The following is a 22,115-nucleotide window of genomic DNA, read 5'->3' on the forward strand; positions in this document are numbered from 1 at the left end:
TAGCTAAATTTAAAAAATTTAGACAAATATGGCAAAGCAGACATCAAAATATGGCCGAAATTGGTATGTGCTTCATACTCATTCTGGGTACGAAGATACTGTGGCGCGCAATCTAAAACAAAGAATTGAGTCTTTAGGTATGCAAGACAGGATTTTTAACGTAATTGTGCCTACCGAGAAAAAAATTAAAATAAGAAACGGCAAGCGCCGAGTAGTGGAAGAAAAAATTTATCCAGGATATGTTTTAGTAGAAATGAATGTAACGGATGATTCTTGGTATGTGGCGAGAAACACTCCTAGGGTAACTGGTTTCGTGGGCTCTGGTACCACGCCTATTCCAGTTTCCGATGAAGAAATTCGCGAAATCCAACGGCGTATGGGCATAGATGAACCTAAGTATAAAATTGACGTTGCAATAGGAGATGCGGTAAAAATAACGGACGGTCCCTTCAAAGATTTTGACGGCAAGGTTTCTGCTGTAGACGATGAAAAAGGCAAGATCAAGGTACTGGTTTCAATGTTTGGTCGCGAAACCCCTGTGGAACTTGACTTCTTACAAATAAAGAAGATATAGAGTTAGGGCAGTTATATAAAACATTGAAACATGGAAGGGGTCGGGAAACGATAGTTTCCCGTGGCGGAAATATTAAAACCGAGGGGTTTTAAAGAGGAGCGAAGTTTCTTGAGCGACGACGTTTCAATGTTTGGTCGCGAAACCCCTGTGGAACTTGACTTCTTACAAATAAAGAAGATTTAAGATTATATACAGCACAGCTTCAAGTATGGTCCTACTTCGCTCCTTCGGAGCTTCGCAGGACACATATTTGTAGCTAAATTTAAAAAATTTAGACAAATATGGCAAAGAAAATAAAAACAGTTGTAAAACTTCAGTTGCAGGCGGGCAAAGCCAACCCTGCGCCACCAGTAGGAACCGCATTAGGGCCTCATGGTTTAAACTTGCAAGATTTTTGTTCCAAGTTTAATACCGCTACTGCCGACAAAGGCGATAATGTTATTCCAGTTGAAATTACTATCTACGAAGATAGAACTTTTGATTTGAAATATAAAACACCGCCGGCTTCCGATTTATTAAAAAAAGCGGCTAAAGTAGAAAAGGGAGCTAAAGATCCTTTAAAGGCCAAAGTAGGCAAAGTTACTCGTGAACAAGTTCGCCAAATTGCCGAAATTAAAATGCCTGATCTTAGCGCTGATACGATAGAACAGGCGATGAAGATTATTGAGGGCACAGCAAGAAGTATGGGAATTGAAATCTCCAAATAATTCCCATACTTCTTGGGAAGGGGTCGGGAAACGGTAGTTTCCCGTGGAGGAAATATTAAAACCGAGTGGTTTTAAAGAGGAGCGAAATTTCTTGAGCGACGACAGGAGATGGGGATAGAGGTTACTAAATAATTGAACTAGTTTAAATAAATTGCTAACCTAAACACGAACCAAATCGGTTCGTGTTTTTGCTTGCCACTCCATAGCTTTTAGCGAAGGGTGGGCGAAGGAGGAGTTCTTTAAAACTAAATCAAACAGGAGGATTTTATGGACTCAAGGCCGGGTTGGGATCAGTATTTCCTCAATATTGCCAAGCAGGTTGCTGAACGTTCTACTTGTCTTAGAGCTAAGATTGGGGCAGTAATTGTATGTGATAAAAGAATTTTGGCTACTGGTTATAACGGAGCTCCGTCAGGGATACCTCACTGCCTTGAGGTCGGTTGTTTCGTGCATGAGACTAGGGATCCAGAGGGCCTTGTAGAGCAAAATTGCTTGCGCACAATTCATGCGGAGATAAACGCTATTGTTCAAGCCGCAAGGCATGGCATCAGTATTGAAGGTGCTTCCATATACTTAACCCACTCGCCTTGTGTGAATTGTTTGAAGGTGATCATAAACGCCGGTATAAAAATAGTGCATTACGGAAAAGTCTACAAACCGTATTCTCCTTTTGGAGAAAGTCTGATTAATCTTTCTGGGATAAAGATGGAAACCATCCAGCAAGAATGTTGAGGGTGTAGTAGAGCCCTCCGATTCGTCGGAGGGCTTTTTTAATACGAAAGCAAAATGCTATCATTTCTGTATGCCAAAATACAAGCCGGTTATTGGTTTAGAAATACACGTTGAGCTAAATACCAAAACTAAAATGTTTTGTGATTCGGCTAATAACCCAAACGAAACAAATCCTAATACAAATGTTTGCCCGGTGTGTCTGGCGCACCCAGGCACTCTGCCGGTTATAAATATTGAAGCGGTACATAAAGTGGTTAAAGTCGGTTTAGCCTTGGGATCAAAAATAAACGAATATTCTTGGTTCGAACGTAAAAACTATTTTTATCCCGATTTGCCCAAGGGTTATCAAATTTCTCAATTTGAAAAACCATTTTGTGAAGGTGGTGTTTTAAAATTATCCAGCGGTAAAGAAATTAAAATTAAGCGCATCCACTTAGAAGAAGATACTGGCCGACTCGTGCACGAGTCGGAAGCACGAAATCCTAAATCCGAAATCCGAAAAAGTTTGGTTGATTACAATAGAGCCGGTGTGCCGTTGATGGAATTAGTAACCGAACCCGATATTGAAACTGGTGTAGAAGCTAAAGAATTTGGCGAAGAGTTTCAATTGTTACTTCGCTATTTAAATGTTTCCGATGCCGATATGGAAAAAGGCCAGCTAAGAATAGAAGTTAATATCTCGCTTTCAGCTATCGCGGATTTACGCGGAAAAAATATCAGCGTCAGTCCGCGTATAGATCAGCGTCAATCAGCGTTTTTGGGGACTAAAGTGGAAATTAAAAACCTAAATTCTTTTAGAGCGTGCGAACGTGCTATTGATTACGAAATAAAACGCCAAGCTGAAGTTTTAGATGGTGGAGAAAAAGTTGCACAAGAAACTCGCGGTTGGGACGAAAATAAAAGCGAAACATTTTTACAGCGCAACAAAGAAGAATCACACGATTACCGTTATTTCCCAGAACCAGATTTGCCACCGGTTAGATTGGATAAGTCTCAGATTGAATTTATAAGACAAGAATTACCAGAACTTCCAGTTTCGCGCCGTGAAAGATTTATTAAAGAGTATGGTATTACGTCCAAAGATAGCGAAGTTTTTACTGTGCAAAAAGAACTAGGTGATTATTTCGAGAAAGTTGTTAGCGAACTAAAAGAATGGCTGGTCTCATCAAACAGCGGAAAAGCCGAATCTGGCCTAACAAAATTATCTGCAAACTACTTAATTACGGAATTACAGAAATTGCTTTCGGGATCCGATAATAATGTTTCCGATCTTAAAATTTCAGCCGAAGATTTTGCCGAGCTGATGGTTTTAATAAATCAGGGTAAGATTTCTTCTTCGGCCGCGCAAACAATTTTAGCCGAGATGTTTAAAACAGGCGAAGACCCGCATCAAATTTTGCTAGACAAAAACTTAGGCCAGGTGAGTGACCGCGCTGAATTAATCAAAGCCGCCCAAGAGATCATCGCTCAAAATCCCAAGCCGGTAGAAGACTACAAAAAAGGTAAAATAGAGTCTCTAAAGTTTTTAGTCGGCCAATTGATGCGCGCTACTAAAGGTAAAGCTAACCCACAAGTAGGGGAAGAGATATTAAAGGAGTTGTTGCGGTAAGTTATGGTGTGTGATATTTTATAATTATGCCTACACAGACATTAGTCAAAAAATTCAACAAGGAGTTAGGGAAGATTAAAGAAGAAATGCATGAGATTAAAGAATTTCTTTTTTTATCCCTCAAAGATTCAGAAGGAGAGTATACAGACTCTTTTGTAAAAAAAATGTTAACTCGCTCCGGTAACCGAGGTCCTTTTCGCAATTTTAAGAACAAAGAATCTTTTCTAAAACATGTTCGTTCCGATAAATGAGATTATTTATGATGGTGATTTTGTAAAAGATGTTCACCGATTGCCTGCTGAATTGCAAAACAAGTTAGCCGATCTGCTGTCAATTCTAAAGAAAAATCCATTTGACCCGCTGCTTCACACCAAACCCTTGAGCGCTCCGCTTCAGGGGTTGTTTTCTTTTCGTATCACTAGAGATTATCGGGTGGGGTTTAAATTTCGTTCTTCTCACACTATCCAGCTGCTGGTGGCCGGCAGACGTGACAAAATCTACAAGCGTCTTCGCCGAAAGTTTTAAGTCGCATCTTTAAAACCCCCTATTTTGTTGAGTTTTAGGCGCTGTTGACATGTAATATCTTATTTGCTATAATGGTAAGTCAAAGTAGGAGGTAGTTCCTTCCCAAAATTTTTTTAACAAGGAGATGAGGAGATGACCAGAAATACTTTCTTAGCTCTGATTATTATTATCGGAGCTCTCACAACAGAAGTACGTGGAGAGATGATAGGAGATGATCTGGCAGAAGCTCGCGGTGTGATACTTGCCAAGTGTAATGATTTGGTGATATTGAAAACGGATTCTTTATCCGAGAAAGTCTTTAAGATACCTCAGCACACTATGCTGATGGAGATCATCGGGACAAGAGGCGATTCGGTAACGGTGCTTTATAGCGCTGACCCAAAAGCCGAGTTACTAGAGCGGTTTGTTTATATGGTAGTAAAACCCATTAGTGGTCAGGTCAGAGAGTATCACCGTGACCTTGTGGAAGACTACCATGTGGTGATGATTGATTCAATGAGAAGCATAAAACTCTACTGGGCTGATTCTACGATCCAGAGTATTGGATGGCTTGAAGATTGGATAGGTACAACGGTAAACTACAGAGAGGTACGTATCAGTGCATGGCTGGGAGATGATGGGGAGCATTACCGCCTCGTGGGTTATATTGTGAGGTGAGCCTTCCGTCATTTTCTTAGATTTCAGGACTAAGTCTTGGACTTTCCAAGATAACAGCCGCTCGCGATTTTATAATCGGGGCGGCTTTTTAATTCAAAAAACTTTTTATTTTTCCTTCAGCTTCTTTTTGCGAGGTTATCCAAATAATATCTTTATCTTTTTTAAACCACATCATTTGCCGGCGGGCGAAGTTGAGGTGGTGCTGGTTTATTAAATCTACAGTCTCTGCCAAGGTTTTTTTGCCCTCAAAATATTCTTTAAATTCTTGGTAATCAATGCTCTGCATCGGCACCAACAACCGCGAATATTTTTTGTGGAGTTTTTTAACTTCTGCCACTAAGCCCGTTTTTATCATTTGCTCTGTTCGTTTAGCTATTCTTTGCGGGTATTCTTCTTTAGAAATTTTAATACCAAGTTTTAGGCAATCAAAAAACGGCTGGCCTTTTTTACGCTGTTCCGAAAATTTACGGCCCGTGGCGTAAATAACTTCCAGCGCCCTAATAATGCGCCGTTTGTTTAAGCTTGTCACCACAGCGGCTTCGGGGTCTAATTTTTTTAGTTCGACATGCAGACTTTCTGTTTTTTTGTTTTCCAGTTTATGCCTTAACGCCAGATTAGGTTTTACTTCGGGAATCTCCCAGTTCTCGCACACAGTTTTTAGATACAAGGCTGTGCCACCCACTAAAAAAGGCAGTCTATTTTTATTATTTATTTCCTTTATTTTTTCTAGAGCCAGTTTTTTGTAGTCGGATAAATTAAAATCTTCTTTAGGGTCAATCTTGTCGACTAAATAATGGACCACGCCACTAGCTACAAATTTCCGCTCGCCCTCGGCCAACATCCAATGGCCGGCAGGTTTGGCTGTGCCAATATTAAATTCTTTATATATTTGCCTAGAATCGGCCGAAACTATCTCACCCTTAAATTTTTTGGCTAAATCTATACCTAGCTTGGTTTTTCCCGAAGCCGTTACGCCGAGAATAACCACCACCTTGGGCAACTTGCTATTTGACAAATCCATGCCTAGATTATACGCTGGTGTCTAAACGAATCAAGTTTAATCAACGCAGTTCTTTCAAAGGAGATATTTGATGAATTTTTTATTGTTTGTCCTAGGTTTCTGGGCGGCTTCCGGAGTTTGGCAACTCCGAGATATGCTAGATGAGGATAGGTTTACAAAGATGACTTTGAGGAAACAGTTGGTATTGTTTCTGAAGAGTTTGGTTTTTGGTCCTTTTACGAGGTCAAAACTGATGTCTCGTATTGTCTAGGGTGTAACAAAAACAAACCCGCTCCGGCAAACGCTGGAGCGGTATTTTATTTTAGAGAGTTTTGGATTCAATTTCTTTTTTGAGTCGATCAGTTAAATCAGAGATACTTATTTCGCCAAGATCGCCCTTACTGCGTTGACGCAAGGCTACAGTTTTATTTTCTTCTTCTTTTGCGCCCACAATTACCAAATAAGGAATTTTTTGTGTTTCAGCTTCGCGGATTTTTTTACCAATTGTTTCATTTTTTTCGTAAAGTTCAAAACGTATTCCGGCTTCGGTTAATTCGTTTGCAATTTTGTTGGCATATTCAGCAGTTTTATCGCTTATAGGTAACACAGCTACCTGTACTGGGGCTAGCCATAACGGAAAGGCACCATTAAAATGTTCCAATAAAACTGCAAGCGATCTTTCAATAGAACCTAATATAGCGCTATGAACCATTACGATTCTTTCTTTTTCTCCTTTTTCATTTACACAAGTTAGGTCAAACCTTTCCGGCATATTTATATCCAACTGTATGGTGGCGACTTGCCATTCTCGGCCCAAAGAATCTTTGGCGGTAAAATCTATTTTTGGCCCATAAAAAGCAGCTTCACCCAAAGCTTCCTCGGCATCTACGCCTTTTTCTTTGGCAATTTCTCGTAATTGATTTTCGGCAAAGCTCCACATTTCCGAAGTGCCTAAATATTTTTCTTTTTGTTTAGGGTCGTGGAAAGAAAGCCGAACGGTAAGTCCAAAACCGATTGTTTTATAAAAAGTGTCTATAATATCCCAAACAGTAGCAAATTCTTTTTTGATTTGATTTTGACGGCAGAAAACATGAGCGTCATCTATGGTTATGGCGCGCACACGAGCAAGGCCATTAAGTTCGCCGGTTTGTTCATCGCGGTACATTTTGGTGGTACTGGCGTAGCGTTGAGGCATTTCGCGCCAACTGTGAGGCTTGCGGTCAAAAATTTGAATATGATGCGGACAGTTCATAGGCTTTAAAGCAAATTCATGACCTTCGCGTGTTTTTATATGAAAAAGTTCGTCTTTAAATTTGTCCCAGTGACCGCTTTTTATATATAAATCTTTTTTGGTAATGTGAGGAATATCTACCAGTTGGTAGCCTTGTTTTTTACGAAGTTGCCAAACAAAAGTATCCAGCAAGTTTCTAACGATAGTGCCCTTGGGTGTCCATAAAGGCAAACCGCTACCCACTAGATCGGAGAAACAAAAAAGATCCAATTCCTGGCCGAGCTTTTTATGGTCGGGTTTTTCCATATAAATATAATGCCAATATACGAATGTATGCGAATGATACGAATAGAGAAATATTATCAGAAATAGACTATTTTGCAAGAATATACTGAGATAGCGATCGCTATCTCAGTATATTTGTATGTTATAATTCTTGTTAATGAAAACAGGAGGGAGACTAAATCGATTAGGTCCGGTTCAGCAAAAAATTATTCTTCTGCTTTTGGGCGGAGTGGGTTTAGGTTTTGCCAGAACTCCCAAACAATATTTTCGGGTGTTAAAAGGAATATCCAAAGAATGGAAACGGATCAATAAACAATCTTTGGAGAAGGCTATATTCAATCTTTATAGATCCAAACTAATCCGCGAACAAGAAAACCCTGATGGTTCTTTAACTATGATCTTAACCGACAAAGGTAAACGGAAAGCTATTACCTTTAATGTTGATAATATGGAAATAAATAGGCCTAAGGTTTGGGACAAAAAATGGCGACTGGTGCTGTTTGATATACCCGAGAAACACAAACCTGCCCGAGAAGCCCTGCGTGAAACATTAAAACGATTAGGTTTTTATGAGTATCAAAAGAGTGTGTTAGTTCAGCCTTACGAATGCCAAAGTGAAATTGATTTTGTGGTTGAGTATTTTGAGATTAGACCGTGGGTTAGGTTAATCACTGCTAGTACTTTAGATAACGAACTTCATCTTCGCAAAATATTCGGTTTGATCTAATCAAATTCAGATTAACAACATATACCGAGATAGCGATCGCTATCTCGGTATGACTGGAGAAAAAGAGATTCAAGAAGATTCAAAGAGATTGAAATGATGCATTATTTTTTTCTTATTGATTTTTATTGAAGTGGAACTTCGATAAAAAAACCCGATGGCTAACGCCATCGGGCGGTATCTGATCGAACACCGAGTGTTCGATCAGATAGGTATTAAACAATATTAAACCTTGGCAGGTATTTTACTTGCGGCTACTATATCTTGGATCATACCTAATTCTTTGTTATTCAGCGTTAAAAAGTGCAAAGGGTGCCCGGGATTTTTTATAGCGTCACCCAAATCTTCTTCTGTAAATTTTTTTGCAAATTCAACAATCTGTTGCATAAAATACTTTGCCAATTCCGCTGTTTTGAAAACAGGGTTTGTGCTTATGAGCGGTTTGTAGTTATGGCCGGAGCCTCTTGTTATCCAGCCCGCAAACAATCCATTATCCGTTGATGGGCCACCTGCATCTACTACAATATCGTCAGTATTACCCGCTATTTCAAAAAGAACTAACCTAGTAAGCATAGCCTTTCTCCTTTTTTAGAGGGATTAAAGCATTTTAGGCGTGTTAACTGTTACTTGTCAACTCTTTAGCTTCTCTACAGATTAGTTTCAAAGCGTTGTCGCGGATTTGAACTTGGCCTTTTATTAACATTATTTTATCCATTTCCCAGATCTCTGGTTTTTGGGCGTAGGTGTCGGGAAAAACCACAACTTCAATCTCGCCAGAAAAATCGGCTAGCTGGGCAAAGGCCATAGGCTTACCGGTTTTGGTTATTATTTTTCTATATTTATTTATTATGCCGCCGATAACAACTTGTTTGGAGGAAGCCAATAAATCTTTTATCGGCTTTGTTTTCTTTTCTAAAATTGCTTTATGTTGTTCCAATGGGTGAGAACTAACATACAAACCTAAAAGTTCTTTTTCCCAAGCCAATTTAACGGATTCTGTAGCTGGAATGGCCGGTTTTAATTTTAAAACAGGGGCAGAGTCGGCAATGTTGTCGAAAATGCTGGATTGATTTAGGGAACTGGCTTGTTTTATTTCTTTAGAAAAAGTTAAAAGATAATCCATATTTTCTATAATTTGGTTGCGTTCGCCTAAGCTATCCAACGCGCCGGCTTTGGCCATGGCATCTAAAGATTTTTTATTTAGATCTTTATGTTTAATTCTTTCTATAAAATCGGACAGCGATTTGAACTTTCCATCTTGGACTCGCGCCTCTATTATTGCTCCCACCACATTTACGCCAACATTTTTAATAGATTCCAAACCAAAGCGTATTTTATCCTCCTTCGCTCCTCCTTCGCGCAAGGCTTCGGAAGGACACGGTAAAGCTTCGGAGGACAAGTCTCCCTTACTATCTATACCTTTTATAACTGTAAATTTTCCAACACTTTCATTTACATCCGGCGGTAAAACAGGAATACCCATACGCGTGCACTCATTTATAATTTCGGCAATTTTTTCTATGTCGCCGGATTCAGCGGTTAAAACGGCGGTCATAAATTCGGCAGGGAAGTTAGCTTTAGCATAGGCGGTTTGGTAGGCGACTCGGCCGTAACTAGCGGCGTGGGCTTTGTTAAAACCATAAGCGGCAAAAGGTTCGATAAGTTTCCAAAGTTCGTAAGCTTTAAAATCGGTCATGCCATTTTTAACAGCGCCTGCCATAAATTTGGCTTTCTGGGCTTCCATTTCGGCTGGAATTTTTTTACCCATAGCTTTTCTCAACTTGTCGGCTTCCAGCCAACTGTAGCCGGCTAATTTTATGGCTACCATTAAAACATCGTCTTGGTAAGTTAAAATTCCGTAAGATTGATCCAAAATATCTTTCATTCTTGGGTCGAAATATTCAACCAAACGTGGGTTATGTTTTCTCTCTATATATCTTGGGATAGATTCCAAAGGACCGGGGCGATATAAGGCCACCATAGCGTTAATGTCGTGAATGGTGGTGGGTTTTAAATCCTTTAAATATTTGGTCATGCCGGCGCCATTTAATTGGAAAAGGCCAATTGTTTCGCCTTTAGCCAAAAGTTCGAAAGATTTTTTATCATCCAGAGGAATATTTTCTATATCTAAATCTACATTGCGGTGTTCTTTGGCTAATTTAACTGTGTCTTCCAAAATAGATAAGTTTCTTATGCCCAGAAAATCAAATTTTAAAAGCCCGGCGTCTTCCACGGCGTGCATATCGTACTGTGTAATTATGCGGCCACCTTTAGGATCTAACTGCAATGGCACAAATTCTATAAGTGGGCGCGGGCTAATAACCACACCAGCCGCGTGTACCGAAATATGCCGAGCGCAACCTTCCATTTTTTTAGCTTGGTTAACTACTTCAGCTACCGTTGCATCGGTTTCGTATAGTTGAGAAAGTTCGGGTGTAATTTTTAAGGCTTGGTCTATCGTCATAGGAAAACCCTGCGAACCTATGGGAATAAGTTTGGCTATACTGTCGCCAATAGAATATGGATGGCCCAAAGCGCGAGCCACGTCACGCACAGCTGCGCGTGCCATCATGGTGCCGAACGTGCCAACTTGCGCGACTTTATCTTCCCCATATTTTTTTATGGCGTATTGAATAACTTCATCACGCCTGTTATCGGCAAAGTCCATATCTATATCGGGTGCCGAAGGGCGTTCGGGGTTTAAAAATCTTTCAAATGGAATTTTATAATCTATGGGATTAACTTTTGTAATGCCCGTTAAATATGTTGCCAGCGAACCTGCTACCGAGCCCCTAATGTTTGTTAAAATTCCGTTTTCATGGGCGAACCGCAAAAGATCAGCCACCACTAAAAAGTAAGGAGCATAGCCTTTGGCCTCTATAATTCCAAGTTCGTAATTCATTCTGCTCAAATAAAGTTCTGAACGTTCCAAGTTTCTACGGGCAAAACCGGCTTCGGCTAATCTGCGTAATTCGCTGTCGGCGGTTGTTCCATTTGGCAATTTAAAATCGGGGAATGTCCATTTACCAAGTTCTAATTCTAAATTAATTCTTTCGGCAATTTCATGAGTTCTTTCTAGAGCGTGTTGGTATTGCGGCAAAAGTTTAAACATTTCTTCGGCCGAATGCATTGAAAGATTATATTCGAGCAAGCTTAAGCGGTCTTTGTCTTTGGTGCTGGTGCCGGTGCCTACCGAAATTAAAATATCTTGCGCTTCGGCATCTTCGTGGTTTATATAGTGAACGTCGTTGGTAGCTACCAGTTGGGCACCGGTTTTTTCGGAAAGATATTTATATGTTTGTAGAACGTATACTAATTCTTCTTTGGCGCCGTGCGGCATTATTTCTAAATAAAAATTTTCACGCCCAAAAATTTCTTGGTATTCATAAATAAGTTTTTCGGCCTCATCGGTTTTTTTATGCCTTACGGCTTTGGAAATTTCACTTTGGAAACAGCCCGAAAGAACAATTAAACCCTTAGCATGTTCGCGCAGTAATTCTTTGTCTACGCGCGGTTTGTAATAAAATCCTTCCAAATGAGCTTTGGTTACAAGTTTTATTAAGTTTTTATAGCCGTCTATGTTTTTGGCCAGAACTGTTAGATGGTAGCGTTTGTCGTCTATGCCGGCGCGTTTTAAAAGACGGCTTTCGGTGGCAACATAAAGCTCGCAACCTATGATTGGTTTTATGCCCGCCTCTTTTGCGGTTTTATAAAAATCTATAGCGCCGTACATAGCGCCGTGGTCGGTTAAGGCTAACGAATCCATACCTAATTCGCCGGCGCGCTTTACCAGATCGCCAATTTTTGCCAAGCCATCGAGCAAGGAATAGTGAGAATGCGTGTGGAGGTGGGAAAATTTCATATTTAGATACTAGTGGATAGAAAATAGAATGTAGAACGTGGTCAATGCAATCAAAGTATAGCAGAACAAGTTATGCAATATAACTTGATAAAACTTAGTTAGTATTGTATCCTGTTAGAAGTTCCTTTTAAACAAACTTCTAACAGGAGGGTAGTTAAAATGATTCAGATTATAGGCTTGGTTTTATTAGGGCTTTATTGTTTCTGGGTTTATGGCGCTTATAAGAGAAATGGAAGGCTGGCGTATTCTTTTCTGATCGGGTTCATAGAACTTATTATTTCTGTAATTGCTATAGTCACTATACTCATTTCAAGCGCTGTGAGAGTTGTTTCTGCTCCTACATGTCATTTTGTAGAACAGATGAGACAGTTACCAGAAATAGTTAGGCTTTGGCGAAGTGGAGAAATCGTTAATTGTTAGAATATAAAAATAAAAATCCGCTGCGACTTAGGTCGGAGCGGATTTGTTTTTAGAATGAAGTGATTACTTCAAGGGATAGCGCAGGCCTGCTTGGCATTACTTTCCCTAATTCATACATTGCTACAATTTCGGCTATTTCTGGGTGCAAAGTATTTTTAGGTAAATGCAAACTAATAAAACTGTTTGGCATATAATGGGGCTTAAGCACTAAAGAGGTTTCGTCTACTCGGTAAGAACTTGCTATGGCAAATTTTAAAATCAAATTGCCTTGGTTTTGTAGGTCTTGGCGTATTAACAAAAAAGGTCTTTCTTTTTTGTTGAGCCAAGGTTTTTCGTCTTTGACGTAGTAAATTCCGTCAACCCAATAGAAGTGCAGGATAGCTAAATTTAATAGTGTGCACTTAAAACTATATAACCTCCCTCTAGTTTCAAAATCGTTAGTATATCTTTGTTGTTTTGTTAACTTATTAACCACTAGAGCCAATAATATAAGCTCTACTGTTGAAGATGAGGACAGTTTTTCAATTATGCATTTTGTTACATCGGCTGTTACTTCTTTTGGTTGGTTTTCAAAACATTCTGCCATAAGTGATAATAAATATAGCCAAGTTTTGCCTAGTTCGCCTTCGTGTTTGTTTAACGCATCTCGGTCTGCGTGAGGCTTAATAAAATAATCCACCATTTGCCCTGTCAGCATTTCAATATGGCGCGCCATAAGGCATATCTCCAGTCTAGTTTTTAAAGATCTATGTTTATATAGAGTATAAAATATATTTGCATTATAGTCCAGTTACTTACTTTTACTGGGTTGCCAATATATTCGATTTTTGATAGAGTATTAGGGAATTGATAAGTCATGGTCATCCTTTGCTCTGATTCTCAGAGTTACGGAAGGACACATGTTTTTAGCTATTCACTATCGTTCATAGAAAAACATATGGGTGTACCCAGACACAGGCGTACTAAATCTAAACAAGGTCATAGGCGTAGTCATTTGGCTTTAAAGAAAAGAGTTTTAACCGTTTGCTCTAAATGCGGAGCTAAGGTTTTGTCGCACGTTATTTGTGTTAATTGCGGATCCTATAAGGGCAAGCAGATAATAGATATGGTGGCTAAGGCGGCTAAGAAGAAAGCTAAGAAGAAATCGGGTAAATAATGTCTAATACCTAATTACTAATATCTAATCAATTTCTAATGCTTAAATGTCTAATGTCAAAAAGATTTTTAGTCATTAGTCATTGAGATTTGATTAGAAATTAGATATTAGAAATTAGTAATTTTCCAATGGCAAACCGTCATCTCTCTCGTTCTATCGCTATGCAGAGTCTTTACGAATGGGATTTTCGCGGTGGGAACACTGCCAATTTGGAGGCTTATATTGCACAAAACTCTAAAGAGTTTGGTCCTGGTTTAGAGGATGATTCTTTTATTCGCCAATTAGTAAATGGCGTTATTTCTTATTTAGCAAAAATTGATCAAATAATTGCCAAAGCCGCTCCCGAATGGCCAATTGAGCAAATAGCTATGGTAGATAGAAATGTTTTACGACTTGGTATTTACGAGCTTTTATTTGGTGATTACAAAGAAGTTCCACCTAAGGTGGCCATAAACGAGGCTATAGAATTAGGTAAATCTTTTGGTGGCGAGTCATCTGGAAAATTTGTAAATGGAGTTTTAGGCACAATATATAGGGAAATAGGTGAGCCTTTGAAAGACGATATTTCTAAGACAAAAAATAATACCAATGTTAATAGCGACACCAATATACGAATGCACTCGAATGACACCAATGAAAATTCGTAAATTAGTGTGTATTCGTAATTAGTGTCGCTGGTTTATGAATAATCTTGAAAATTTAGAGCATAAGTTGGGGGTTGTTTTTAAAGACAAGAATCTTTTAAAACAAGCCTTAATTCATCGCTCTTGGCTAAACGAAAACCCAGAATCTGGTTTAGAAAACAACGAACGGTTGGAATTTTTAGGCGATGCCGTTTTGGAACTCGTAGTAACCGAATATCTTTATAAGAATTATAAAAATCCCGAAGGTGAACTAACAAACTGGCGGGCGGCTTTGGTTAACTATGTAAATTTAAGCGAGATAGGCAACGAACTTGGCTTAAACGATTTTTTGTTGCTTTCCAAAGGCGAGGCTAAAGATATTGGCCGAGCCCGCCAAGTTATTTTGGCTAATACTATGGAAGCTCTCATCGGCGCTATGTATTTGGATCAAGGCTATGAAACTGTGGCTAAATTTATTAAACAGAATATTATTTGCGATTTAGAAAAAATAATAAAAAGTAAATCGTATAAAGATTCTAAAAGTTTGTTTCAGGAGCGTTCGCAAGAAAAATTTGGCGTTACTCCAAATTATAAGGTGTTAAACGAAACTGGGCCGGATCACGACAAAATTTTTGAAGTTGGAGTTTATTTAAATGAAGACCTAGTTGGCACAGGTTCGGGACCTTCCAAGCAAGAAGCCGAACAAAAAGCCGCAGAGGCAGCACTGGAAAGATAGCTTTCTAGCTTTTTAGTTATTAGCTTGTTAGTTAAGAAAATTTGATGACATCAAGGTTTAACCTTGATGTGAGTATATTCCTGGGTGTAAAATGCACTCGGGATTTTTATTTATGGTAAAATAATATCTATATTATGTATCTCAAGTCGTTACAAATTTCCGGCTTTAAGTCTTTTGCTAAGAAAACAGTTTTAGATTTTCCCAAAGGCATTACGGTGGTAGCAGGTCCAAATGGTTCGGGTAAATCTAATGTGGTAGATGCTATCCGTTGGGCTTTGGCCGAGCAAAGCTTTAAAAATTTGCGCGGTAAAAAAGGCGAAGATCTTATTTTTTATGGGTCAAATGCTCGCGGTTCTTTAGCGCTGGCCAATGTAGCTATGCATTTTGATATGGCTGATGAACCAAATAGTCACTTAGGCTTAAGCGAAGCTTTGGTAGAACGCGAGATAAATAAGAGTGGAGAAAATTCATATATTTTAAACGGCAGAAAGATTCGTTTAACAGACATGGAAGAATTTTTGGCAAAGTCGCGTGTGGGTGATAGTTCTTTTAGAGTTATTTCGCAAGGCATGTCGGATAAGCTTTTAAATTTATCGCCCAAAGAATTTAAGGGCTTTATAGAAGAAGCGGCTGGTGTAAAAGAATATCAAGATAAGCGTTACCAAGCCGAAGCTAAATTAAGACGCACGCGCGAAAATTTAGAAAAAGTTGGTGCAATTTTAACCGAACTAAAACCCCAGCTTAGAGTTTTAAAAAGAGAAAAAGAAAAGTTAGAAAAAAAGGCAGAATATATAACCGAACTTAAAACCGCGGCGGTTGATTTGTTTGGTAATAGATACAGAGAGATTTTGGCTTGGGAAAATAAAACTGCGGAAAAAGAAAAGCAGATGAAGCAAAGTTTAAAGCCACTTAGCGCAGAAGTTAAAAAATTACGCGAAGAATTATTTTCGTTTGATAAAAAAACAGCATTTAACGCTGAATTGGCCACCAGTATTTCACAGGTAAGAAATTTAGAAGCCGAAGAAAACAAAATTGCGAGGGAAGTAATTTCTACCGAAGGTAAAATAAATTTAGAAGAAGAAAGGGAATGTCAACGCTTGCCGGTGAGCGTAGAATATTTAAAAGGAAAAATAGGAGAATTAGTAAGCAAGTTAAGCGTTGATTTTAAGGGTATGGATGTTGAATCTTTAAGGCGGGTTATGGCAGGCGTGGCTGTAGCTTTGCAAGATTTATTAAAAGCTATAGAAAAAGGCATAGATCCTGCGGTGAACTCAAGCACCTTGCCTTTGCTTAAGGGTGGTTTAGAAAAATTACTTACTTCGCAAAAAGAAATTAGGCAGAAACTAGAAGAAGCTAATTCACTACGTTCCGAAAAAGAGAAAATGCTTATAGACGAACGCAAAGTATCTTTGGCTTCGGAAAGGATTTACAGAGAAAAAGAATCCGAACTTTACCGCTTGGAAAGTGCTTTAAGAGGAATTGAAATAGAGGGCGAAAAGTTAAAATTGCATAAAGACAAATTTAATCAAGATATGTCGGCGGTGGGCGTGGTTACTTTGGCAGAAGTTTTAAGCGTGGAACCGCAAAATAATAAAGTAGTTTTAGTCGCGTCCTACTCCACTAAAGTTTCGCAGGATAAATCAAACGCGGCTGCTGAAGACATGGTCTGGAAGTTAAAAAGAAAATTGGAAGAAGTAGGTACCATAGACGAAAAAACAATCCAAGAATACGAAGGTGCTAACCAGCGTTTTGAATTTTTAAGCAAAGAATTCGAAGATCTTTCTAAAACCTTAACTTCTTTGGAGGGTTTGGTTAAAAATTTAGAAAAGGAAATAAGTATAAAATATAAAACCACACTTTCCGAAATGAGCAGTGTTTTTGGTGGGTATTTTAGGTTGATATTTGGTGGCGGAAAGGCGAGTCTCGCGGAAGCCAAAACCGCAAATCAAAAATTAAATATTAAAGATCAAAAATTGGGAGAAGATTTTAATCAAGAGGATGATGGAGAGAGTGGAGTAGAAATTAAACTAGATTTACCCAATAAAAAAATAAAAAATCTAGGTACGCTTTCGGGCGGGGAAAGAACTTTAACTTCCATTGCGCTTCTGTTTGCTTTAGCCAGTATTCGCAAGCCCCCAGTTATGGTGTTAGATGAAATTGACGCGGCTTTAGACGAAACCAATACACAAAAATTTGTGCGTTTGGTTAAAGAGCTTTCGCGCGATACTCAATTTATAATTATTACGCATAACCGCGAAACCATGCGCGGCGCTGATGCTTTATATGGCGTTTCCATGAAAGACGGCATTTCGCATTTGTTGTCGTTGAAACTATAGAGCGCCTAGATTGACTCTTTGTTAGTTATGATATATATTGTTTTAACAAGTTCATTTAAATAGACATCTTGTAGGGCAGACAAGTCCAAACAGTACTTTTAGAGAAGGGGATATAAAATGGACGAACTCTATAGAAGATTGCAGATACACAGAGCCCATTTAAAAGAACAGCTAGAGCTGTGGGACGAAAAAATTGGAAAGATAATTCAAAGAAGAAAGTTGCTTTCAAAAGCATTACTAGTAGAACGTCGGAGAGGATTGGGTGGTACGCTCTGTGGATGTGGAATTGTTGGAACTTTTTATACCGTCATTCTGATGTTTAGATTAGCTGATCCTGCAGACGTTTTTTTTGAAAATTTACTGTACATTATACTTGCCCTCATATTATTTGTAGGCTTGGTATTTGTAGGGGCGTGGCTTTTTGAACGAAAACCTATAAATATAAGTGAAAAATAAAAGGACCATGTTTCATTTCAACACAGAACGGCCAACACTGCCGTTCTTTTTTATTGTACACCGAGCATACGATCGTATGCTCGGTGTATTTTGTTTGTGCATAATAATATTATTTGACCAACCCAAGTTAAGGAGTAGAATATGTTTATATGGCGGTTAAAAAACTTAAAATCAAGAAAGATTATAATACAATCCTTTTAGAAAAATTGGGGCATGATTTTGGTGTTTTTGGAGAGGTTTTATCTCATGTCAAAGATAAGGTTGATTATGTGGCTGTCAAGGTGGACAGACTCGAGGAAGATACAAAACAAGTAAAAGCAGATATTGTTTTGTTACGGGAAGATACAAATGAACTTAAAAAAGATACAAAACAGTTAAAGGGAGATATGATGGAAGTTAAGGTTGAATTGGGAATAATCAGAAATGATCTAAAGGAAAAGGTTGGGCGTGATGAGTTTAAACTCTTAGAACAAAGAGTATTACGCCTAGAGAAAACTGGCCGTTGACCGAGCTCAGCCAGCTTAGCTGGCCTAGGCTCGGTTGTTGACCAGTGCGGTAAAATCTGATAATATCCCAAAGCTATCACCGTTGGGTGATTTTTTAATGTAAACTACATGCTCGTAATTAGACTACAAAGAATTGGCAAAAAACATCAGGCTTCTTTCAGAATCGTTTTGCAAGAAAGTCAATGGAAACCACAGGGTAAAACCTTGGAACTTTTGGGTTTCTATAATCCTCACAGCAAAGAAAAAAATATCCAAACCGAGAGGGTTAAATATTGGATAGCTAAAGGCGCTCAACCTTCTGCAACTTTACATAATATGTTTATAGATTTGGGTGTTGTTGCTGGTGAAAAAACAAAAGTTTGGAAAGCTAAAAAGGGTTCAGTTAGTGAAGTAAAACCAGAGATTAAATCCGAATCTGCTCCAGTTGTGGAGCCAGTTACAGAATCAAAAGAAGAAATAGCCCCAGTAGAAAATACAGGAGCAACCCCGTCAAACGAGGCGCAGGTTGCAGCTTAATAATTATTTTGTTATCTTAGTATAGATGTTAAATTCGTACCCGAAAACAAGATTCGTATATTCGGTTTTCTGTTTTCGGTAAAAAGGTCGCAGATTTTCAGAATTGAATTAATTATAGAACAACAAGCAATGGCTAAATTCGCAGATCAAGATTTCGTAGAATTTGTGGTTAAGTCTTTGGTAAATGTGCCGGATGAAGTTTCTACCACACGTACCGTCGACGAAATGGGAGTTCTACTTACGTTAAAAGTAAACTCGGCAGATATGGGCGTGGTTATTGGCAAACAAGGCGCTTCGGCTCGCGCTTTAAGAACATTACTTCGCATTGTGGGCGCAAAAAACAATGCCAGAGTAAACTTAAAGATTGAAGAGCCAGCTGGTAGCACCAGGCCCCCAAGGCCAGAAAGATCCCAATCGGTAGATGATGTGGTAGATGACCTAAAGTTGTAGACGTTTTTTTGTTAAAAACATTTACCGTCCGAGTAATATCGGGCGGTTTGTGTTTTATAGCATTTAATGTATATTGTAAATGACTAATTTCTAATATCTAATCAAACCCTAATGTCTAATGATAAATTCTAAATTAGATACTTAGTCATTGGGTATTGATTAGAAATTGGTAATTAGAAATTTTTTTATTATCGTGTCTAAGTTTGTAATAAACGGCGGTAAAACCCTAGAAGGCAGTGTAAAAATAAGTGGCTCTAAAAACGCCGCTTTGCCTTTGATTGCAGCTTCGGTTTTGTTAAAAGAAACAAAGTTAAGCAATGTGCCTAAAATAAATGATGTAGAAATGATGTTGGAAATTGTCTCTTATTTAGGCGGAGAATATAAATGGTTAGGCGAGAATGAGCTTTTAATAAATACAGAAAATTTAAAATCAAAACCCTTACCAGATTCGGCTAGGAAGCTAAGAGCTTCAATTTTATTTGCAGGGCCGATGCTGGCTCGTTTTGGCGAAGCTGTTTTGCCTTATCCCGGTGGCGATATTATTGGCGCGCGTCCCTTAGATACGCACTTAAATGCTTTTAAAGAATTAGGTGTAGACGTAACCGAAAAGGAAAATCTATATTTAAAAGTTAATAAACTAAATAGCGCATCCGCCAGCTGGCGGATAGTTTTACAAGAACCCTCGGTTACAGCTACAGAAAATGTTTTAATGCTGGCGGCGGGTATGGATAATCATAGTGTAGAAATTAGACTGGCCGCGGCCGAACCCCACGTTCAAGATTTGTGTCAGATGCTGGTATCAGCCGGAGTGGAAATAATCGGAATTGGTACAACCGCGCTTAAAATTAAGGGAAAAAAAGTCTTTTTAAATAATGTTCAACACCAAGTTATTTCCGACGATTTAGAAATTAGCGCTTTTGCGGTTTTGGCGGCAGCCACCAAAAGTCAAATTAAATTATTGCCGATTCAGTTTGAATATTTGGATTCTGTTTTAATGCAGTTAGAAAGAATGAATGTTAATTTCGAGAAAGATACAAATTCACTTACCATTTTGCCGCCAACTTCGCCTTATAAATCTTTTAGGATACAGTCGGGTTTGTATCCCAAATTAATTTGCGATCATTTACCGCCATTTGCGGTTTTAGCCACGCAAGCGGAAGGCGCTAGTTTGGTGCATGAATGGATGTATGAAGCGCGCCAGAGCTATTTGCGTGAACTTATGAAGATGGGTGCGAACGCAGTAATAATGGACCCACACAGAGCATTAATTATTGGTCCATCTTCTCTTTTTGGTAAAGAGGTTACCGGTTTCGATATACGGTCTGGTATGACGATGGTTATTGCGGCTTTAGTGGCTAAGGGCCAGACGATAATAAACGGTGTGGAGCATATAGATAGAGGATACGAGAATTTAGAAGGTAGATTAAAGGCAGTGGGAGCAGATATTAATAGAATATAGAGGGTAGAAGGTGGAGGCTAATAAAACTACTTTCTAATATCTACATTCTACCTTCAAATAAATGAAATTTGATATTATAACAATTTTCCCCAATATATTTGATTCATATTTTAATGAATCTATTTTGGCGCGGGCGCAAGAGAAAAAGTTAGTAGAAATTAAAATTCATAATCTCCGAGATTATGCGGAGGACAGGCATAAAACAGTAGATGATTCGCCTTATGGTGGTGGGCCGGGGATGGTAATGCGGGCGGATGTAATCAATAGCGCGATATCAAAAATTAAAACTCCCCACTTCGCTGAAGCTACGCGGGGCAAGCAAAAATCAAAAAGTAGGATAATTCTTTTTAGTCCGGCTGGTAAAAAATTTACACAAAAAGATGCTCAAAGATTATCTAAATACAATCAGCTAGTTTTAGTTTGTGGTAGGTACGAAGGCATAGATAATAGAGTAGAAAAATATTTAGCCGATGAGATTTTTTCTGTAGGAGATTTTGTTTTATCGGGTGGAGAGATTCCAGCTATGGCGTTGGTGGAATCGGTTAGTCGTTTAATAAAGGGAGTGCTTGGAAAAAGCGAATCTATAGAAGATAAACGCTATGGTGTTGGGGTGCCAGCATTTACTCGCCCAGAGGAAGTTGTTATAAAAGGCAAAAAACGTGTTGTGCCTAAAGTTTTGCTTTCGGGGGATCATAAAAAAATAGAGGAATGGAGAAAGGCTCAAGTAAAATAAAGTATACTGAGCATACGATCGTATGCTCAGTATACGAATGAGTTGGGGTAAATTAGATTAAATAAAAAGATATTAAGAGTGAAATAAATCTAAAATAATTTTATCATATAAAAAAGAAAGCCCGAGAGGTCTCGGACTTTCAGGGCACGATTGTGCCTTCCATGGTTGATGGTATTAGTTTAGCATATAACCTCATGTCGTCAGTAGTGTGTCTGTGGAAATAAAATCCCGCACCTTTTATTCTAAAAAAGGTGCGGGATAAAAAAGAGAGTTGCTGGTTAGGCAACCCTCGGGGTTTGTGCAATATCAGATATTGCACGTTAGATAGTTTATTGATCGCTATCTTGACTGACACGATGTTTCATTAACTCATCAATTAACACAGATGACATTGGTTGATCCAAGTCATCTTGAATCCTTGTAAGAAACTCAATGTCCTCCATGGACATTGTTGGGCAGTTGCTATTTGCAATTTCCTTTAGAAGCGGAATAATATTTTGCTGGTTTTCAGAAGTAATGTCAGCCTTCTCCAATAATTCATCCATAGTAATATTAAAAAGTTCAGTTATCTTTTCTCGACGCTTGAGGTCTTTAGGTATACAGCCCATTGTTTCCCATTGATAGTACTGTGACGGGGAAACTCCTATGGCTTCAGCAGCAGCCTTAGAATTTTTGAAAAACTTCTCTCGCTTTTCTTTAAGAAACATAGAAAGAACTTCATTCTTTTTCATTTTCACCCTCTCTTTTTAGGTTAGCGAAGTTTCATGTAATCAATATGCTAAATTATATACGTTTAAAAGTCAAATAGACTTATTGAC

Annotated in this window: 24 protein-coding genes; 18 read left to right on the forward strand and 6 right to left on the reverse strand. The window is 38.6% G+C overall.

Annotated elements, in window-relative coordinates; genetic code table 11:
- Positions 1-28: 28 nt before the first annotated feature.
- The 7 genes from nusG to Q8Q95_00990 all read left to right on the forward strand — a co-directional run bounded on the left by nusG (position 29) and on the right by Q8Q95_00990 (position 4,804).
- A complete protein-coding gene (gene nusG / locus Q8Q95_00960) occupies positions 29-574 on the forward strand; it encodes a transcription termination/antitermination protein NusG (GenBank protein ID MDP3764172.1) in 546 nt (181 codons plus the stop codon).
- 281 nt (positions 575-855) lie between these two features.
- Positions 856-1,281: a 50S ribosomal protein L11 gene (rplK, locus tag Q8Q95_00965; protein ID MDP3764173.1), complete on the forward strand. Its 426-nt coding sequence runs from the start codon at positions 856-858 to the stop codon at positions 1,279-1,281.
- A gap of 267 nt (positions 1,282-1,548) precedes the next feature.
- Positions 1,549-2,013: a dCMP deaminase family protein gene (locus tag Q8Q95_00970; protein MDP3764174.1), complete on the forward strand. Its 465-nt coding sequence runs from the start codon at positions 1,549-1,551 to the stop codon at positions 2,011-2,013.
- Positions 2,014-2,083: 70 nt separating this feature from the next.
- Positions 2,084-3,622 carry an Asp-tRNA(Asn)/Glu-tRNA(Gln) amidotransferase subunit GatB gene (gene gatB, locus Q8Q95_00975; GenBank protein ID MDP3764175.1) on the forward strand — a complete coding sequence of 513 codons (1,539 nt, stop codon included), beginning with the start codon at positions 2,084-2,086 and terminating at the stop codon, positions 3,620-3,622.
- Between the two features lie 26 nt (positions 3,623-3,648).
- Positions 3,649-3,873 (forward strand): hypothetical protein, encoded by a 225-nt coding sequence (locus Q8Q95_00980; protein MDP3764176.1) that lies wholly within the window; start codon positions 3,649-3,651, stop codon positions 3,871-3,873.
- Complete coding sequence (locus Q8Q95_00985; protein ID MDP3764177.1) at positions 3,854-4,147, forward strand: hypothetical protein; 294 nt, start codon at positions 3,854-3,856, stop codon at positions 4,145-4,147. The genes Q8Q95_00980 and Q8Q95_00985 overlap by 20 nt, the downstream gene beginning before the upstream one ends.
- Before the next feature lie 132 nt (positions 4,148-4,279).
- Positions 4,280-4,804: a hypothetical protein gene (locus Q8Q95_00990; GenBank protein ID MDP3764178.1), complete on the forward strand. Its 525-nt coding sequence runs from the start codon at positions 4,280-4,282 to the stop codon at positions 4,802-4,804.
- An 88-nt stretch (positions 4,805-4,892) separates the two neighbouring features.
- On the opposite strand, the gene miaA is transcribed toward Q8Q95_00990, so the two are convergent.
- Together miaA and thrS are read right to left on the reverse strand one after the other, a co-directional pair.
- The gene (miaA, locus tag Q8Q95_00995; protein ID MDP3764179.1) at positions 4,893-5,825 is read right to left on the reverse strand and encodes a tRNA (adenosine(37)-N6)-dimethylallyltransferase MiaA; all 933 of its coding nucleotides are present in this window, start codon (positions 5,823-5,825) and stop codon (positions 4,893-4,895) included.
- A 301-nt stretch (positions 5,826-6,126) separates the two neighbouring features.
- A complete protein-coding gene (thrS, locus tag Q8Q95_01000) occupies positions 6,127-7,341 on the reverse strand; it encodes a threonine--tRNA ligase (protein MDP3764180.1) in 1,215 nt (404 codons plus the stop codon).
- Between the two features lie 136 nt (positions 7,342-7,477).
- Here thrS and Q8Q95_01005 point away from each other — a divergent pair, with 136 nt between their 5' ends.
- On the forward strand, positions 7,478-8,047 hold the full coding sequence (locus tag Q8Q95_01005; GenBank protein ID MDP3764181.1) for a hypothetical protein: 570 nt from the start codon (positions 7,478-7,480) through the stop codon (positions 8,045-8,047).
- Positions 8,048-8,269: 222 nt separating this feature from the next.
- Here Q8Q95_01005 and Q8Q95_01010 read toward each other — a convergent pair whose 3' ends face one another.
- The 3 genes from Q8Q95_01010 to Q8Q95_01020 all read right to left on the reverse strand — a co-directional run bounded on the left by Q8Q95_01010 (position 8,270) and on the right by Q8Q95_01020 (position 13,041).
- Positions 8,270-8,617: a hypothetical protein gene (locus Q8Q95_01010; protein ID MDP3764182.1), complete on the reverse strand. Its 348-nt coding sequence runs from the start codon at positions 8,615-8,617 to the stop codon at positions 8,270-8,272.
- Between the two features lie 43 nt (positions 8,618-8,660).
- A complete protein-coding gene (locus Q8Q95_01015; protein ID MDP3764183.1) occupies positions 8,661-11,906 on the reverse strand; it encodes a DNA polymerase III subunit alpha in 3,246 nt (1,081 codons plus the stop codon).
- Positions 11,907-12,375: 469 nt separating this feature from the next.
- A complete protein-coding gene (locus Q8Q95_01020) occupies positions 12,376-13,041 on the reverse strand; it encodes a hypothetical protein (protein MDP3764184.1) in 666 nt (221 codons plus the stop codon).
- A gap of 222 nt (positions 13,042-13,263) precedes the next feature.
- Between Q8Q95_01020 and rpmF the strand changes: the two genes are divergently transcribed.
- The 10 genes from rpmF (at position 13,264) to trmD (ending at position 21,297) form a co-directional block, all read left to right on the forward strand.
- Positions 13,264-13,482 carry a 50S ribosomal protein L32 gene (gene rpmF, locus Q8Q95_01025; GenBank protein ID MDP3764185.1) on the forward strand — a complete coding sequence of 73 codons (219 nt, stop codon included), beginning with the start codon at positions 13,264-13,266 and terminating at the stop codon, positions 13,480-13,482.
- 128 nt (positions 13,483-13,610) lie between these two features.
- A complete protein-coding gene (gene nusB / locus Q8Q95_01030; protein MDP3764186.1) occupies positions 13,611-14,129 on the forward strand; it encodes a transcription antitermination factor NusB in 519 nt (172 codons plus the stop codon).
- A gap of 34 nt (positions 14,130-14,163) precedes the next feature.
- Entirely contained in the window at positions 14,164-14,841 is a 678-nt protein-coding gene (gene rnc, locus Q8Q95_01035) for a ribonuclease III (protein MDP3764187.1), read from the forward strand.
- A gap of 134 nt (positions 14,842-14,975) precedes the next feature.
- On the forward strand, positions 14,976-17,177 hold the full coding sequence (locus tag Q8Q95_01040) for an AAA family ATPase (protein MDP3764188.1): 2,202 nt from the start codon (positions 14,976-14,978) through the stop codon (positions 17,175-17,177).
- A 117-nt stretch (positions 17,178-17,294) separates the two neighbouring features.
- A complete protein-coding gene (locus Q8Q95_01045; protein ID MDP3764189.1) occupies positions 17,295-17,633 on the forward strand; it encodes a hypothetical protein in 339 nt (112 codons plus the stop codon).
- Positions 17,634-17,782: 149 nt separating this feature from the next.
- On the forward strand, positions 17,783-18,139 hold the full coding sequence (locus Q8Q95_01050; protein MDP3764190.1) for a hypothetical protein: 357 nt from the start codon (positions 17,783-17,785) through the stop codon (positions 18,137-18,139).
- A gap of 108 nt (positions 18,140-18,247) precedes the next feature.
- Entirely contained in the window at positions 18,248-18,655 is a 408-nt protein-coding gene (rpsP, locus tag Q8Q95_01055; protein ID MDP3764191.1) for a 30S ribosomal protein S16, read from the forward strand.
- Positions 18,656-18,784: 129 nt separating this feature from the next.
- Complete coding sequence (locus Q8Q95_01060) at positions 18,785-19,105, forward strand: KH domain-containing protein (GenBank protein MDP3764192.1); 321 nt, start codon at positions 18,785-18,787, stop codon at positions 19,103-19,105.
- A 193-nt stretch (positions 19,106-19,298) separates the two neighbouring features.
- A complete protein-coding gene (gene murA, locus Q8Q95_01065; GenBank protein MDP3764193.1) occupies positions 19,299-20,564 on the forward strand; it encodes a UDP-N-acetylglucosamine 1-carboxyvinyltransferase in 1,266 nt (421 codons plus the stop codon).
- 61 nt (positions 20,565-20,625) lie between these two features.
- Positions 20,626-21,297, forward strand: coding sequence for a tRNA (guanosine(37)-N1)-methyltransferase TrmD (gene trmD, locus Q8Q95_01070; GenBank protein MDP3764194.1), 672 nt, complete (start codon positions 20,626-20,628; stop codon positions 21,295-21,297).
- Positions 21,298-21,626: 329 nt separating this feature from the next.
- On the opposite strand, the gene Q8Q95_01075 is transcribed toward trmD, so the two are convergent.
- Positions 21,627-22,028, reverse strand: a complete 402-nt coding sequence (locus Q8Q95_01075) for a helix-turn-helix transcriptional regulator (GenBank protein MDP3764195.1) — start codon at positions 22,026-22,028, stop codon at positions 21,627-21,629.
- Between the last annotated feature and the right edge of the window lie 87 nt (positions 22,029-22,115).

The organism is bacterium, from assembly GCA_030697795.1.
In the GTDB taxonomy this organism is placed as follows: Bacteria; Patescibacteriota; Minisyncoccia; order JACQLN01; family JACQLN01; genus JACQLN01.